Source organism: Micromonospora sp. CA-259024 (assembly GCF_050936255.1).
Lineage (GTDB): Bacteria > Actinomycetota > Actinomycetes > Mycobacteriales > Micromonosporaceae > Micromonospora.
In genome coordinates, this window is the sequence record NZ_JBNJND010000001.1 from 3561510 (window position 1) to 3578136 (window position 16627).

11 protein-coding genes are annotated in these 16627 nt (G+C 68.3%); all 11 read right to left on the reverse strand.

All coding sequences use genetic code 11. From position 1 onward, the window contains the following. Nucleotides 1-84 precede the first annotated feature (84 nt). Nucleotides 85-1335: a multiple monosaccharide ABC transporter permease gene (mmsB, locus tag ACQEUX_RS15545; RefSeq protein ID WP_433047556.1), complete on the reverse strand. Its 1251-nt coding sequence runs from the start codon at nt 1333-1335 to the stop codon at nt 85-87. Continuing rightward, nucleotides 1332-2870 carry a multiple monosaccharide ABC transporter ATP-binding protein gene (gene mmsA, locus ACQEUX_RS15550; protein WP_433047559.1) on the reverse strand — a complete coding sequence of 513 codons (1539 nt, stop codon included), beginning with the start codon at nt 2868-2870 and terminating at the stop codon, nt 1332-1334. Before mmsA ends, mmsB begins: the two co-directional genes overlap by 4 nt. 81 nt (nt 2871-2951) lie before the next feature. Continuing rightward, nucleotides 2952-4094 carry a multiple monosaccharide ABC transporter substrate-binding protein gene (chvE, locus tag ACQEUX_RS15555; RefSeq protein ID WP_433047562.1) on the reverse strand — a complete coding sequence of 381 codons (1143 nt, stop codon included), beginning with the start codon at nt 4092-4094 and terminating at the stop codon, nt 2952-2954. Nucleotides 4095-4406: 312 nt separating this feature from the next. After that, complete coding sequence (locus tag ACQEUX_RS15560) at nt 4407-6047, reverse strand: glycoside hydrolase family 27 protein (protein ID WP_433047565.1); 1641 nt, start codon at nt 6045-6047, stop codon at nt 4407-4409. Nucleotides 6048-6409: 362 nt separating this feature from the next. Then, entirely contained in the window at nt 6410-7396 is a 987-nt protein-coding gene (locus ACQEUX_RS15565; protein ID WP_433047568.1) for a LacI family DNA-binding transcriptional regulator, read from the reverse strand. Nucleotides 7397-7811: 415 nt separating this feature from the next. Then, on the reverse strand, nt 7812-9902 hold the full coding sequence (locus ACQEUX_RS15570; RefSeq protein WP_433047571.1) for a family 43 glycosylhydrolase: 2091 nt from the start codon (nt 9900-9902) through the stop codon (nt 7812-7814). Between the two features lie 343 nt (nt 9903-10245). Continuing rightward, the gene (gene araA, locus ACQEUX_RS15575; protein WP_433047574.1) at nt 10246-11748 is read right to left on the reverse strand and encodes an L-arabinose isomerase; all 1503 of its coding nucleotides are present in this window, start codon (nt 11746-11748) and stop codon (nt 10246-10248) included. Between the two features lie 26 nt (nt 11749-11774). Beyond that, complete coding sequence (yjfF, locus tag ACQEUX_RS15580) at nt 11775-12764, reverse strand: galactofuranose ABC transporter, permease protein YjfF (protein ID WP_433047577.1); 990 nt, start codon at nt 12762-12764, stop codon at nt 11775-11777. Further along, entirely contained in the window at nt 12761-13831 is a 1071-nt protein-coding gene (locus tag ACQEUX_RS15585; RefSeq protein WP_433047580.1) for an ABC transporter permease, read from the reverse strand. Before ACQEUX_RS15585 ends, yjfF begins: the two co-directional genes overlap by 4 nt. Beyond that, nucleotides 13828-15369: a sugar ABC transporter ATP-binding protein gene (locus tag ACQEUX_RS15590; RefSeq protein WP_433047583.1), complete on the reverse strand. Its 1542-nt coding sequence runs from the start codon at nt 15367-15369 to the stop codon at nt 13828-13830. Before ACQEUX_RS15590 ends, ACQEUX_RS15585 begins: the two co-directional genes overlap by 4 nt. Nucleotides 15370-15554: 185 nt before the next feature. Continuing rightward, on the reverse strand, nt 15555-16550 hold the full coding sequence (locus tag ACQEUX_RS15595) for an ABC transporter substrate-binding protein (protein ID WP_433049868.1): 996 nt from the start codon (nt 16548-16550) through the stop codon (nt 15555-15557). Between the last annotated feature and the right edge of the window lie 77 nt (nt 16551-16627).

A 16627-nucleotide genomic window follows, 5' to 3' on the forward strand; every position in this document is an offset into this window, starting at 1 on the left:
TGCACTTCCTGTTCCCGCTTTTGCCGCATAAGCCGCAACACGTCAACACAAAGTGCAAGATCGCGGATCGGTTCCGCTCCAGCGTCAGCGGGCCGCGCCAGCGCGGCGCTTGTTGTAGACGTCGAAGGCGACCGCGACGAGCAGGACGAGGCCCTTCACCACCGACTGTGTCGACTGGTCGATGCCCATCAGCTGCATGCCGTTGCTCATCACCGCCATGATCAGACCGCCGACCATCGCGCCCACCACGGTGCCCACCCCACCGGTGACCGCCGCGCCGCCGATGAATGCCGCGGCGATCGCGTCCAGCTCGAACATGTTGCCGGCAGCGGGCTGCGCGCCGTTGGACCGCGAGGAGTAGATGACGCCGGCCACCGCCGCCAGGAAGCCCATGTTAACGAACATCCAGAAGTTGACGGTGCGGACCTTCACCCCGGACAGTGCCGCCGCGGACAGGTTGCCGCCGATCGCGTAGACCTGGCGACCGAAGACCGTACGCCGGGTGAGCAGGCCGTAGACCAGCACCAGGACCGCCAGGATGATCAGCACGATCGGCAGGCCACGGGCGTGCGCCAACTGCCAGGCGAAGTACATGAGCACCGCGCCGACCAGCACGACCCGGGCGACGAACAGCGGGAACGACTCGACGGGCTGCTGGTAGCGGATGCGGGCCACGCGGGTGCGGAAGCCGCTGACCGCGTACCCGGCCACGGCCACGGCGCCGATCAGCAACGTGAAGGCGTCGAAGCCGTTCCCGCCGAGCAGGCCGTTGAGGAAGCCCGCCGCGACCTGCTGGTACTCGGAGGGGAACGGCGACAGCGAGATGTTGTCGAGTACCCGCAGGGTGAGACCCCGGAACAGCAGCATTCCGGCCAGGGTCACGATGAAGGCCGGAATGCCGGCGTACGCCACCCAGAACCCGTGCCAGGCGCCGACCGCGACGCCGACGACCAGCGCGGCCACGACGCCGACCCACCAGGGATAGCCCTGCTGGATCACCAGGACTGCGGACACCGCTCCGGTCAGGGCGACGACCGACCCGACCGACAGGTCGATGTGCCCACCGATGATCAGGATGACCATGCCGATCGCGAGGACCAGGATGTACGAGTACTGAAGGACGATGTTGGTGATGTTGCCGGGGCTCAGCAACACCCCGTCGGTCAGGATCGCGAAGAGCCCGACGATGACGACCAGGGCGACGTAGATCCCGCTCTGCCGCAGGTTGTTCAACACCAGCGCCCGCAGGTCGCTCGTCCCGCTGTGCAGGGCGGCGGCGGGTGTGCTGTCCGGGGGCGTCGGGCGCTCCGTCGAAGGGGTCTTGATGCTGGTCATCCGACGAGCTCCTTGTCCTTGGTCATCAGCTCCATGAGGCTCTCCTGAGTCGCCTCGGCCACCGGCATCTCGCCTGTGATCCGGCCGGCGGCGAGGGTGTAGATGCGGTCGCACATTCCGAGCAGCTCCGGCAGCTCGGAGGAGATGACGATCACCGCCTTGCCGGCGGCCACCAGCCGGTTGATGATCGTGTAGATCTCGTACTTGGCGCCGACGTCGATGCCCCGGGTGGGTTCGTCGAGGATCAGCACGTCCGGGTCGGTGAACAGCCACTTCGACAGGACGACCTTCTGCTGGTTGCCCCCGGAGAGCTTGCCGACCACCGCCATGACGCTGGTCGTCCTGATGTTCATCTCCTGGCGACTCGCCTCGGCAACCTTGATCTCCTCGTTGCCGTTCACCCAGCCCAGGCGGGACAGCCGGTCCAACGCGGCGGCGGACACGTTGCGCCGCACGTCGTCGATGAGGTTGAGGCCGTACCGCTTGCGGTCCTCGGTGACGTAGGCGATGCCGTTGTCGATCGCCTCGGCGACGGTACGCGCCTGCACCTCCCGTCCGCGGACGAAGAGTCGGCCCCGGATGTCGCGCCCGTAGGACTTACCGAAAACGCTCATCGCCAGCTCGGTCCGGCCGGCGCCCATCAGACCCGCGATGCCGACGACCTCACCGGCGCGTACGGACAGGCCGACGCCCTCGACGACCATCCGGTCCTGGACCGGGTGCCGCACCGTCCAGTCCTCGATGCGGAGGACCTCCTCGCCGGGGGACGACTCGCGGTCGGGGTAGAAGCTGTCGAGGTCGCGCCCGACCATGCCCCGGATGATCCGCTGCTGGCTCACGTCGTCGGATTTCATGTCGAGCGTCTCCACCGCGCGCCCGTCCCGGATGACGGTGGTCGAGTCGGCGATGGCGGTGATCTCGTTGAGCTTGTGCGAGATCATGATGCAGGTGATGCCCTGCTCCCGGAGTGCCCGCAACAGGTCGAGCAGGTGAGCCGAGTCGATGTCGTTGAGCGCGGCGGTCGGCTCGTCCAGGATGAGCAGGCGCACCTTCTTCGACAGCGCCTTGGCGATCTCCACCAGTTGCTGCTTGCCGACACCGAGCTGGATGACCGGGGTCACCGGGTTCTCGTGCAGCCCGACGGAGGCCAGCAGCTTCCCCGCTTCGGCGTTGGCCAGGTTCCAGTCGATGAGCCCGCCTCGGCCGCGTCGCTCGTTGCCGAGGAAGATGTTCTCCGCGATCGACAGGTACGGCACCAGGGCGAGCTCCTGGTGGATGATGACGATGCCGTTGGCCTCGCTGTCGCGGATGCCACGGAACTGCACCGGTTTGCCGTCGAAGAGGATCTCACCGTCGTACGAGCCGGACGGGTGGACACCGGACAGCACCTTCATCAGGGTGGACTTGCCGGCGCCGTTCTCGCCGCAGATGGCATGGATCTCTCCGCGGCGCACCGCGAGGGTGACGTCCTCCAGCGCGGTCACGCCGGGGAAGGTCTTGGTGATGCGACGCATCTCGAGGATGGTGTCGTCCATGGTCACTGTCCTCCGTCAGGTCTGGACGCGGTACGCCCAGGCGTCAGGCCCGGCGGATGACCGCCGGGCCCGACGAGTGGCTTACTTCTTGGCCTGACCGGCGGCGACCTCTTCCGCCGTCCAGTAGCCGGAGTCGATCAGCGTAGCCTTGATGTCGTCCTTGTAGACGGTGGCGATCGGCAGCAGGTACGCCGGGACGACCTTGACGCCGTTGTTGTACGTCTGCGTGTCGTTGGCCTGCGGCTGCTTCTTCTGCAGGAACGCCTCGGCGGCGTTCACGGCCTGGTCGGCCAGCAGGCGGGTGTCCTTGAAGACCGTGGAGCTCTGCACGCCATCGTTGATCAGCTTGATCGAGGCGATCTCCGCGTCCTGACCGGTCACCACCGGGAGCTTCTTCGCGCCGCCGCCGTAGCCGGCGTTCTGCAGGGCGGTGATGATGCCTCGGGAGATGCCGTCGTACGGCGACAGCACACCGTCGACCTTCGAGCCGTCGTTGTAGCTGGAGGTGAGCAGGTTCTCCATCCGCTTCTGCGCGGTCTCCTGCTGCCACCGCAGGATGGCCACCTGCTCGGGGGTGGTCTGCTTGGACTTGACCCGCAGCGTGCCGTTGTCGATGAACGGCTTCAGCGTGTCCATCGCACCGCCGAAGAAGTACTGGGTGTTGTTGTCGTCCAGGGAGCCCGCGAACAGCTCGATGTTCAGCGGCCCCTTGGCCGTGCCCTTCGAGCCGTCCTTGTTCAGCAGGCCGAGACCGACGAGCAGCGCGGTGCCCTGGGCGACGCCGACCTTGTAGTTGTCGAAGCTGACGTAGAAGTCGACGTCCTTGCTGCCGCGGATCAACCGGTCGTAGGAGATGACCGGGATCTTCGCGGCCGCAGCGGCCTGTAGCTGGCTGCTGAGCGCCGTGCCGTCGATCGCCGCGAGGATCAGGACGTCCGCGCCCCGGGTGATCATCTGGTCGACCTGCTGCGACTGCGTGGGGATGTCGTCGCCGGCGTACTGGAGGTCGACCTTGTAGCCCTTCGCCTCCAGCTTCGACTTCACCGCGTTGCCGTCGGCGATCCACCGCTCGGACGTCTGGGTCGGCATCGACACACCGATGGTCAAGTCGCTGGGCTTGTCGCCGCCGGTGTTGCCACCGCTGCCCGCACCCTCGCCACTGCACGCCGCCAGGCTCAGCGCCAGCACCGCGCCGCCGAGAGCAACCAGGAATCTCCTGCCCACGGGCCTCTCCTCTCTGGACTCCCCCGTCGACTGCCGGGGCCAACTGTCATCTTTCGGGTAGTGTTAGCGCTCACATAGGGCACGTCAACACCTGATCCGAAATACCGGTGTCACGGTCTCGTAACGGAGGCGCTGTGGCAAGCGGGTCGGCGGGAGCGCTCCACTCGAAGCGCAGGTCGCGGCGACTCGCCGCCCCCGGCGGCTGGCCCACACAGACCGGTGCCCGCGGACGACGGCGTCGTCCGCGGGCACCGGCACTGCCGGAGGATCAGGTGGGCTGCCGCGACCGGGTCGGCCGGCGGAGCCGCCCAGCTACCGCTGCGACCACCGCTGGTTCGCCGCCGCGGTACAGGTCCAGAGGATCACCGTGGTGCCGTTGGCCGTGCCGTTGTTGTTGACGTCCAGGCAGAGCCCGGACTGCGCGGCGCTGATCGTGCCGTTGGCGTTGAGGGTCCACCGCTGGTTGGCCCCACCGTTGCAGTCCCAGATCTGCACCCGGGCGCCGGCCGTGGCGTTGACCGGCGCGTCCAGGCACTTGCCGAGAGCCTGCAGGGTCTGCCCGTTGACGGTCCAGCTCTGGTTGGCGGCGCCGTTGCAGTCCCAGATCACCGGCTGGGTGCCGTTGCTCGTGTTGCTCTGCGGGACGTCCAGGCAGCGACCCGAGGCGGCACTGACGAACGCCTTCGACGTCGGCGGCGTGGTCGTGCCGCCACCACTGACCCGGAACACCACCGTGCCGTGCCCGGGGACGCTGGCACTGATCGCCCCGCTGCTGGAGCTGGTGCCACCGGTCCACGCGTCCACCAGCGTGAACGACGTGCCGGACTTGCCGACGGCGGCGGCCGTGGTGGAGATCGTCGTCGTCGAGGAGCCCTGGTTGAACAGGGCGACGGCGACGTCACCGTTGGCGAGCCGCTTGGCCAGCACCCGACGCGTCCCGTCGAACGACACCTGCGTCCCCTGCAACCCGAGCGGGTCCTGGTTGATCGCGATCAGGTTGGCGTTCTTGAGGATGGTCTGGGTCGCGGAGTCCATGTTCCGGACGTCGTTGCCGGCGATCAGCGGCGACGCCATGACCGCCCACATCGCGAAGTGGCTGCGCATCTCCGTGTCGGTCATGCCGCCGCGACCGACCTCCATCATGTCCGGGTCGTTGAACCCGCCTGGGCGCGCGTACGACGCCAGCGGAACGGTCACGTTGATGATGTTCTGGATGCCCATCGGGTAGCCATTGGTCTGGCCGGTGTTCCACGCGTTGGTGATGTCCTCGGTGGTGCGCCACATGTTGGCCACGTCGCCCCAGTTGCGCTGCGGGCCGGTCTTGGCGTGGATGCTGTTGGAGTTGATGCTGTAGACGATCGGTCGGCCGGTGGCGGCCAGCGCGTCACGCATCCGGGCGAAGGTGGCCACCTGGTCGTCGATGCTGCCCTCCGGCGAGCACCAGTCGTACTTGAGGAAGTCGACACCCCAGGCGGCGAACTGGCGCGCGTCCTGGGCCTCGTGGCCTCGGCTGCCGGTCGCGCCCGGGTAGGCGCCGAAATACTGTGCGCACGTCTTGTCGACCGGCACCTGGTAGATGCCGAACTTCAGGCCCCGGGCGTGCAGGTAGTCGCCGAGCGCCTTCATCCCACTGGGGAATCGCCCCGGGTCCCCCTGGAGGTTTCCGGAGGCGTCCCGGTTCGGGTTGAACCAGCAGTCGTCGACCACGACGTACTGGTAACCCAGGTCCCGCATCCCGCTGCTGACGATCGCATCCGCTGTCTGCCGGATCAGCGTCTCGTTGATGTTGCAGCCGAAGGAGTTCCACGAATTCCAACCCATGGGTGGGGTGCGCGCCACCCCGTTGTCCAGTGCCTGCGCCGCTGGGGCGCGGAGGCCGACCAGAGCGCCGGCGAGTAGCAAGCCGGCCGCCAGCACGCTTCCCCAGCGACGACCTCGGGTGATGCGGTTCATCGAGCCTCCTTGTCGGCGGCGCCCGCCCATGACTACGATCTCTGGCCGGTAGGGCGATAGTTGGACGCCAATTGTTGTTAGCGCTAACAGAGACGTCCATCATGTTACGGCGGCATTTCCTGAGGTTCAATACCTTCCCACTCCCGCATCGCACAGCATCGATAGCCGATGACGCTGATCGATTGAGATGCGTCTTATCGACTGGGCAGAACCGGCATCGAGATGAGGTGATGCGTTGGCGCCCACCATCCGGAACGCACCGGGTGGCCGAGCATCGACCGGCACCCACCAGAAACGGGCGGTGACGTTGGCGGGACCCGTGCGAGCGGTTGCGCCGGGTGAGTTCTGGTTGGCCCCGGCCGTCAGCGCGGCGGTGGGGCGACGCTCTCGCGGGCGACCAGGGCCGGGGCGATGGTCTGCCGCAGCGCGCCGCCGGTGCCCGACTCGATCTGGGTCAGCAGCATCTGCAGGCTCGCCCGCGCCACCGCGTCGAAGTCCGGGCGGACGGTGGTCAGCGGCGGGATGAAGTATGCCGCCTCGGGCACGTCGTCGAAGCCGACCACGCTGATGTCGTGCGGGACGCGCCGACCGAACTCGTGCAACGCTCGCAGCACGCCCAGCGCGAGATGGTCGTTGGCGGTGAAGACCGCGGTCACCTCTGGCATCCGCGCCAACATCTGCCCACACCGGTAACCCGAGGCGGCGGACCAGTCCCCCGGCATCAGCGGCGGCGGATCCACCCCAGCCGCCAGCAGTGCCTCCCGCCAGCCGTCGATCCGGCCGACGCTGTCGAACCAGTCGGACGGCCCCGAGACGTGCCAGACGGTGCGATGCCCGGCGTCCAGGAGGTGCTGGGTCGCGGCCCGGGCACCCGCCACCTGGTCGACCGTCACCAACGGCACGGGCCGACTCGGGTCACCGTCGACGGTGACCAGCGGGACATCCTTCGGCAGGCGTTCCAACGCCTCACCCGCCGACTCCACGGGTGCGATGACCACGATGCCGGCGACCCGGTGCGAGAGGTGCCGCTCAACGGCGGCGGAGATGGAACGGTGGTCCAGGTTTCGTACGCTGCCGACACTGACCGCGAAACCCTCTGCCGCGGCGGTCTGCTCCAACGCGGCCAGCAACGAAGCCGGACCGTAGAGCGTCGTGTTCTGTGCGACCACACCGATGACCTGCGATCGACCGGTCACCAGGGCGCGAGCCGCGCCGTTCGGGCGGTAGCCGAGTTCGGCGATCGCCGCCCGCACCCGCAGCCGGGTCTGCTCACGGACGTTGGGATGCCCGTTGAGCACCCGCGACACCGTCTGATGGGAGACACCGGCCAGACGAGCGACGTCCGTCATCGCGGGACCGTGGACCGCCATTGCACTCCCCCCGCTACATCTCCGGCCCGCGGCCCGTCGACGTCGACTGGAGCGGCCCGGCCCGATCCCCCTCGCTCAGCCACCACGCCGGTGCTGAATCCCAGGTGACCAGCGCTGGATCGCCGATAGTCTACGCCAGCTACCGCCCCGGACACGGCACGGCTTTGCGGGGACTGCCGGACGCCACGACGCCACATGCCCCATGCTCCCGCGCCGAGCATTCAGCCGATCGGCGTGCGGCACGACCGCGGGCGGCACCCGGACCTGCTCCACGCTCCTGGACAGAGCGTGGAGCAGGTCGGCAGGGACATGACGTGGTGGTGCGGCCTTCACGTGCCGGACATGTACACGCTTGCCGGCGTCACCCGTCAGGCCGATCGCCGTGTGACTGGTGTCACGGGGTCGCCAGGTCGAACCGCCGTACCGTGACCGCACCGCCGAGCGCCTGGGTCGCGTGGTTGAAGATGGCGAACCGGTAGCCCATGAAGAACTGCCAGTTGTTGGCCAGGGTCAGGGCGTTGCCGAACGAGGTGAAGGTGACCCCGTCCGTGCTGTACGAGAAGCGGGCCTGTCGGCCGGAGCCGGGTCTGATGTCGGCGTTGGCGCGCAACCAGATCCGGCCACCGGAGACGGCGGTGCTCGCCACCTCGCTGCCGGTGCTGGTGGTGTTCCAGCTGCCGTCCATCGTGAGGCCGTTCTGCATGACCAGGCGTGTGATGCCGTTGTCGCGGCGGACCCCGATCCAGGCCGACGAGTTGCGCAGCACCGCCAGGCCGGTGCGGTCACCGTCGCGCATCGTGGAGTAGTCCAGCTCGATGGTGGCGGTGGAACTGGGCCCCTGGATCCGGTGGGTCAGCGTGTTGCGCGCGGCGTACAGGTCGCCGGTGACGGTGGCGGTCTGCAGGCGCAGCCCGTTGTTGACCGACCAGTTGTTGTTGTCGGGGTTGTGGTTCCACTCCCACTGCGGCCCGAGAGTGGTGCCGGCGAACGTGTCGGTGCCGGTGAGCGGCTTCACCGCCCGCGGCGGTGCGGGCAGGTTCGGCACCGGGTACGAGCTGCCCCAGGCGCCGTTGACGGTCTGCACCTGCGGCCAGCCGTCGCTGGTCCAGGTGATCGGGGCCATCGCCGGCATGCGGCCACCGGGGTAGGCGTCGACGAAGGCCATGTAGTACCAGGCGCCGTTCTGGGTCTGCACCAGCCCGCCCTGGTGCGGCACCCCGCCGCCGGAGATCGGGCCGGGCATGTTGAGCAGCACCTGACGCTGCTCGTACGGGCCGAAGGGGCCGTTTGTCGACTTCAGCACGTACTGGCCGTTGGCGGGGCGGGTGAGCCAGATGTAGTAGGCGCCGTTGCGCTTGTAGAACCGGGCGCCCTCCAGAGTCCCGATGCTCGACGGCGTCGTGTACACCTGCTGGGCGCGGACCTGGGATCGCCCGTCGGCGGACAGCTGCGCGACGCTGATGGTGCCGTTGCCGTACGCCACGTACATGGTGTCGTTGTCGTCGATCAGCATTCCGGCGTCGTAGTAACAGTTCGGAATGGTCGCGTGCCGGCTCCAGGTGCCGTCGACGGCGGACGCGGTGTAGATGTGGGTCTGCGCGAAGTCGATGCACCCGGCCCAGTAGAACGTCCGGTTGCTCGGCCGGAAGTTCAACGTCGAGGCCCAGATCCCGTTGACGTACGCCCGGCCGCCGCTCATGTCGTACTTCGACCCGAAGTCCAGCCGGGGTACCGAGTGACCGGCGAACTCCCAGTTGACCAGGTCGTACGAGCGCAGCACCGGCGCACCCGGCGAGTAGTGCATGGTGGACGCCGACATGTAGTAGACGTTGTCGACCCGGATGATGTCGACGTCGGCGAAGTCCTGCCACACGACCGGGTTCGGGTACGACGTGCCGGGGTTGCCGCCGCTGACGGCGACGAGCTGCCACTGCTGGTTGTTGCCACCCCAGTCGTCGTACTGCACCACGTTCCCACCATCGGCGGTCGAGGCGCTCTGCACCTCGACCGCCTTGTTGCTGTTCCGGTTGATCAGCCGCACGTAGCCGCCGGCCGAATCCGCCAACCGGAACTGCTGGTTGGTGCCGTTGCCGTCCGCCCACTGCACCACCGCGGCACCATTCGCGGTGGAGAAGTTGTAGATGTCGAGCACCTTGCCCGAGTGCCGCGACTTCAACCGGTAGTAACCGCCACCGGAGTCCACGAACTGCCACTGCTGCCACGCACCGTCGTTACGCGTCCACTGTGTGATCCGCGCACCGTCGTTCGTCGCCTGGTTGTACACGTCCAGCGCCTTACCGCTGTTGCGGTTCACCAACACGTACCAAGCGTTGGTGTCCACCGTCGCGGCCGACGCGGCCGTCGGTGCGACCGCCGCGAGAGCGCCGCCGACCACCACCGCGACCGCCGCGGCGGCGACGCGCGACAGCCACCCACGCCCCCGCACCGGTGGTGCTACCCAGGGAACCCGACCGATGGCAACCATGATCCTCCTTCGACGAAGTGAACCGAACGGTCTGGGTCGGTATCCGCGGCACCGGGCGGCGTGCCGAGCTGGCCGAATCGCAGAATGTGATCGCTAACATCACCGCCCGTGGCGTGCGGCACTGATCTGCCGGGCACGGGAAGAGAGATGATCGCGGCCGGGCCAGCCACAGACATCGACCGTCTTGGTTATAGACTGTGAGCGATAACACGCCCTTAGTCAAGACGTAACCCACACGGCTCGTGGTCGTGCTAGGCCGGCACGCAGACGGGTGGCCGGCCCCTGCCCGAGGGATGCAGGCAGGGACGGACCACCCGTCATGGACGCGGCGGGGCCGCGTGGGTCAGAAGCCGCGGGCCAGCCGGTAGTAGGCCTGGTTCCAGCGGATCTCGTCGGCGAAGCGGCGAGGCTCCGTCTCGGCGTCGATGACGACGAGTTCGGTGCGGCTCATCTCCGCCAGGTCGTGCAGCTCCTCCACGCCCACCGCCTGCGACAGCACAGTGTGGTGCGGGGCGCCCGCGGTGATCCACGCCTCGGCCGAGACCGGCAGATCGGGGCGCGGACGCCAGACAGCCCGGGCGACCGGCAGCCGGCGCAGCGGCTGCGGCGGGGACACCACGTCGATCTCGTTGGCCACGAGCCGGAAGCGCTCCCCCATGTCGGCCAGCCCGAGCACCACGGCCGGACCGGGCGCGGCGTCGAACACCAGCCGGACCGGGTCCTCCCGGCCACCGATGCTCAGCGGATGGATCTCCACGTTGGGCACGTCGGAGGCGATGGTCGGGCAGACCTCCAGCATGTGGGCGCCGAGCACCAGCTCGTTGCCCGGGGTGAGGTCGTAGGTGTAGTCCTCCATGAACGACGTGCCGCCGCTCACGCCCACCGACATCGCCTTGAGGGTGCGGACCAGGACCGAGGTCTTCCAGTCGCCCTCGCCGCCGAAGCCGTAGCCGTCCGCCATCAACCGTTGCACGGCGATGCCCGGCAGCTGACGCAGCCCCCCGAGGTCCTCGAAGTTCGTCGTGAAGGCCCGGAACCCGCCCGCGTCCAGGAAGGCGCGCATGCCCAGCTCCAGGCGCGCGGCGTACCGCAGCGAGTCGTGCTGCTCGCCGCCGGGCAGCAGCTCGCCGACGATGCGGTAGGTGTCCTCGTACTCCTTGACCAGGTCGTCCACCTGCGCGTCGGTGACCTCGCCGACCACCTCGACCAGGTCGTTGACGCCGTAGGTGTTGACCGAGACCCCAAACCGCAGCTCGGCCTCGACCTTGTCGCCCTCGGTCACCGCGACGTCGCGCATGTTGTCACCGAAGCGGGCCAGGCGCAGCGACCGCATCGCCGACCAGCCCAGCGCGGCGCGCGCCCACGCCCCGACCCGGGTGGTCACCCGCGGGTCGCTGACGTGCCCGGCCACCGTCTTACGGGCCACCCCGAGACGAGTCTGGATGTACCCGAACTCGCGGTCGCCGTGGGCGGCCTGGTTCAGGTTCATGAAGTCCATGTCGATGTCGTTCCACGGCAGCAGAACGTTGGCCTGGGTGTGCAGGTGCAGCAGCGGTGTCTGCAACGCATCCAGACCGGAGATCCACATCTTGGCCGGCGAGAACGTGTGCATCCAGGCGATGACCCCGACGGCACCCTGAGCGGCGGCGTCCCGGCAGACCTGCAGGATCTCACCGCTGTTGGTCAGGACGGGCTTCCAGACCACGCGGGCGGGAATCTGCGGCGAGTCGTCGAGCGCGGCCGCGATCTGACGGGACTGCTCGGCGACCTGCCGGAGCGTCTCCTCGCCGTACATGCCTTGGCTGCCGGTGAGGAACCAGATCTCGGGTTCGGTGTGTGGTGCCATGGGGTTGCCTTCCGCGAGAGGGGCGGTCACTTGTAACGGATTCCGATGAGGCGCTGCAGGAGGATGAATGCGAAGAGCAGACCCCCGATCACGATCTTGGTCCACCAGGAGTTGAGGCTCCCGTCGAAGGTGATGAGGGTCTGGATCACGCCCAGGACCAGGACGCCGAGCACCGTGCCGAAGACGTAGCCCGCGCCGCCGGTGAGCACGGTGCCCCCGATGACGACGGCGGCGATGACGTCCAGCTCCATGCCGACGGCGATCAACGGCGCGCCGGAGAGGGTGTAGAAGGACAGCAGGATCCCCCCGATCGCGGAGCACAGGCCGCTGATCGTGTAGACGGCGATCCGGGTCCGCCCCACCGGCAGGCCCATCAGCAGGGCCGACTGGGGGTTGCCGCCAATGGCGTACACGTTGCGGCCCAGCCGGGTGTAGGCCAGCGTGTACGCGGCGACGGCGAGCACGACGAAGGCGATCAGCACGCTGATCGACACGAAGTTGCCCCGGGGGTCGCCGATCCGCTCCTGCGACATCCTGGTCCAGAACCCGTCGGTGATCGGGATGGACGAGCCGGAGATGAACGTGCACATCCCCCGGGCGAAGAACATCCCGGCGAGCGTGACGATGAACGGCTGAATCTCGAAGAAGTGGATGACGCAGCCCATCAGCAGGCCGAGCGTCGGACCGATGAGCAGGGCGATGACGAGCACCAGCGCCGCCGGCAGCCCCTCCTGGAGCAGCCAGGCCGACACCATCGCCGTCATGGCGACGACGGACCCGACCGACAGGTCGATGCCGCCGGTGAGGATCACGAAGGTCATCCCGATCGCGACCACGAGCAGGAAGCCGTTGTCGATGAAGACGTTGAAGATGACCTGCACGTTGGAGAACGCCGTGTACTGGGACACGCCTATGCCGTACATGACCAGCAGTAGGGCGAGCGTGGCCAGCACCGGCACCTGCCGCCTCGGCAGCCGCAGCCAGCTCGGGCGCGCGGTGAGCGATCCAGTGGTCATGCCGGGACCTGCTCCTTCGGCTTGTCGGCGATGGCGCTGGGCGGCGGTGCGTTGCGCCTACGGCGGGCGAACCGGGCCCGGAAGGCCGGCGCCTGGATGAGGCAGACCGCGATCACGACGACCGCTTTGAACAGCAGCGCGGTCTGCGGGGAGATGTTCATGGCGTACACCGTGGTGGTCAGGGTCTGAATGATCAGCGCGCCGACGATCGTGCCGCTGAGGAAGAACCGGCCGCCCGCGAGGGACGTGCCGCCGATGACCACCGCGAGGATGGCGTCGAGCTCGACCCAGAGGCCGGCTGCGTTGCCGTCGGCGCTGGAGACGTTGGCCGTCATCATGAACCCGGCGATGGCGGCGCAGCCCGCGCTGAGCACGTACGCGAGGAAGATGACCCGGCCGGAGCGGATGCCCGCGAGTCGGCTCGCCTCGGCGTTACCGCCCACCGACTCGACGATCATGCCGAGTGCGGTGCGGCGGGTGAACGCGGCGACGAGCAGGGCCGCGGCGAGGGCGATGAAGATGGCCAGCGGCAGGGTCAGCAGGTGGCCCAGCCCGATCGCCCGGTACGGCTCGGAGTTGATGGTGATGATCTGACCCTCGGTGATCAGCTGGGCCAGCCCTCGGCCGGCCACCATCAGGATCAGCGTGGCGATGATCGGTTGGATTCCGATCACGGCCACCAGCACCCCGTTCCAGGCGCCGAGCACGAGCGAGACCCCCATCGCCATCGCGAGGGCGGTCAGGACCACGGTAAGGCTGTTCTGGTCGGGCTGCTTGCTGATGTACATGCAGGCGATCGCGCCGCTGATCGCGCAGAGCGAACCGACCGACAGGTCGATGCCACCGGTCGAGATGACCAGGGTCATGCCCAGCGCGACGAGGATCAGCGGCGCGCTCAGCCGCAGGATGTCGATCGGCGTGCCGTACAGGTGCCCGTCCTTGAGCTCGATGGACAGGAACCCGGGCCGGTAGATCGTGTTCGCGGCGAGCATGACGACCAGCACGGCGGCGGGCCAGAACAGCCGGTGACCGGTCAACGTCCGGTAACGGTCCATGGTGGCGTTCATCGGTCTGCCTCCTCCCGGTGGGACCCACTGGCGATGGTCTGCATGATGCGGTCGGCGTCGAGGCTGTCGTCGTTGGCGAGCTGCGCGACCATCTGCCGGTCCCGCATCACGGCCACCTTGTGGCTGAGGCGCAGCACCTCCTCCAGCTCGGCGGAGATGAACAGCACCGCCATGCCGCCGTCGGACAGCTGCGTCACGAGCCTCTGGATCTCGGTCTTCGCGCCGATGTCGATGCCCCGGGTCGGCTCGTCGAGGATCAGCAGTCGCGGCTCGGTGATCAGCCACCGGGCCAGGAGCACCTTCTGCTGGTTGCCACCGGAGAGGTTGCGTACCGGCACCTCCGGATCCGACGGCCGGATGTTGAGTGCCCTGACGTACTTCTCGACCAGCTCGTCCTGGCGACGACGCGGGATGGGCCGCAGCCAGCCGCGGGCAGCCTGCATGGCGAGGATGATGTTCTCGCGGACCGACAGGTCGGCGACGATGCCCTCCGCGCGGCGGTTCTCCGAACAGAAACCGACGCCATGCTCGATGGCCTGGGCGGGGGTACGCAGGCTGCTCGACGTGCCGTCAACCGCGACCTGCCCGCCGTCGGTCCGGTCGGCGCCGAACAGCAACCGCGCCACCTCGGTCCGCCCGGAGCCCAGCAGGCCGGCCAGGCCCACCACCTCGCCAGCGTGGATGGTGAGGCTGAACGGCTCGACCGCGCCCGCCCGGCCGAACTTCGAGACCGCCAGCAGGGGCGTGCCCTCCTCCAGCGCGGCCAGGTCCCGCCGGGAGTGCTCCTCGATGCCCTCCAGGACGTCGAGCTCCTTGCCGATCATCTTCTCGACCAGGGAGAGCTGGGGCAGCTCGCCGGTCGGGAACTCGCCGACGAGCCCACCGTTGCGCAACACGGTGATGCGGTCGGCGATCTCGTAGACCTGATCGAGGAAGTGGGTCACGAACAGGATGGCGATGCCCTCGTCGCGCAGTTGCCGCATGATGCGGAACAACTGCGCCACCTCGCCGGCGTCGAGGCTGGACGTCGGCTCGTCCAGGATCAGCACCCGGGCCTTGATGTCGATCGCGCGGGCGATGGCGACCATCTGCTGGATCGCGAGCGAGTACGACCCGAGCGGGGCGCTGACGTCGAGGTCGAGGTCGAGGCGGGCCAGCAGGGCCCGGGCACGGCGACGGACCTCACCCCAGCGGACGGCACCGAGCAGCCGGGGCTCGCGGCCGATGAAGATGTTCTCCGCCACCGAGAGGTTGGTGCAGAGGTTGACCTCTTGGTAGACGGTGCTCACCCCGGCGGCGGTCGCCTGCATCGGCCCGGTGAAGGACACCGGTTCACCATCGAGGGTGATGGTGCCGTCGTCGGTGTCGTAGACGCCGGTCAGCACCTTGATGAGGGTCGACTTGCCGGCGCCGTTCTCGCCCATCAGGGCGTGCACCTCGCCGGGAAAGAGCCGGAAGTTGACGTCGTGGAGTGCGCGCACCCCGGGGAAGGACTTGCTGATCCCGGTCATCGTCAGGACCGGACGGCTATCCGTCATCCCATCAGACCTCTTCTGGGTTGTCGACGCGGAAGGGCCGCTGCGCCCCCGCGCGCCCGCCCGGTCGTCCCTGCGGTCGCCCGGGCGGGCCTGGTACGGGGTGGTCGCGGGCCATGCCCGGTCCGTTGCGGGTAGGGGGCGACGCAGCGGGGCCGCCACGCGAGCGCGGCGACCCCCGGCGTCGGTCAGTACTTGCGGTTGGGCAGAGCCTCCTTGGCCTGCTCCTGGGTGAAGGTGGTCTCCTCGGTCTCGATCCGAGCCGGCACCTGCTCGCCCGCGTGGACCTTCTTCGCCAGGTCCATCAGCTGCGGGCCGAGCAGCGGGCTGCACTCCGCGATGAAGTTGAACTTCCCGTCGGCGAGGGCCTGCATACCGTCCTTGACCGCGTCGACCGTGATGATGGTGATGTCCTTGCCCGGCACCTTGCCGGCGGCGGTGATCGCCTCGAGCGCGCCCAGGCCCATGTCATCGTTGTGCGCGAACAGCACGTCGATCTTCGGGTTGGCCTTGAGGAACTGCTCCATCACGGCCTTGCCACCGGCCCGCGTGAACTCACCGGTCTGCGAAGCGATGACCTTCAGGTTCGGGTTGGCGGCGATCGCCTCGGCGAAGCCCTTCTTGCGGTCGTTCGCGGGGGCCGCACCGGCGCTGCCCTGCAACTCGACGATGTTCACCGGGCCCGACGCGGTCTTCTTCTGCTCGACCAGCCACTCACCGGCGAGCCGGCCCTCCTTGACGAAGTCCGAGCCGAGGAACGTCTTGTACAGGGACTTGTCGGCCGAGTCGACCGAGCGGTCGGTGAGGATGACGGGGATGCCGGCGTCCTTGGCCTCCTTGAGCACGGTGTCCCACCCGGACTCCACCACCGGCGAGAAGGCGATCACGTCGACCTTCTGCTGGATGTAGTTGCGGATCGCCTTGATCTGGTTTTCCTGCTTCTGCTGCGCGTCGTCGAACTTCAGCTCGATCCCGGCCGCGGCGGCGGCCTCCTTGATCGAGGTGGTGTTCGCGGTACGCCATCCGCTCTCCGCACCGACCTGCGAGAAGCCCATCGTGATCTTGCCGTCGTCCGCGGACCCGCCGCCGCCGGTGTCACTGTTGCCGCAGGCCGCCACGCCACCGACCAGCAACGCGCTGGCGAGGACCGCGACAGCGCGCCACCGAACGGACTGCGTTCGCATCTTTCCCATCGAATCTCCTTGGCTGGATGTGGTGGGTAACCGCGCCAACCGCCGGGGTGCGACAGAGCGGTGTACGC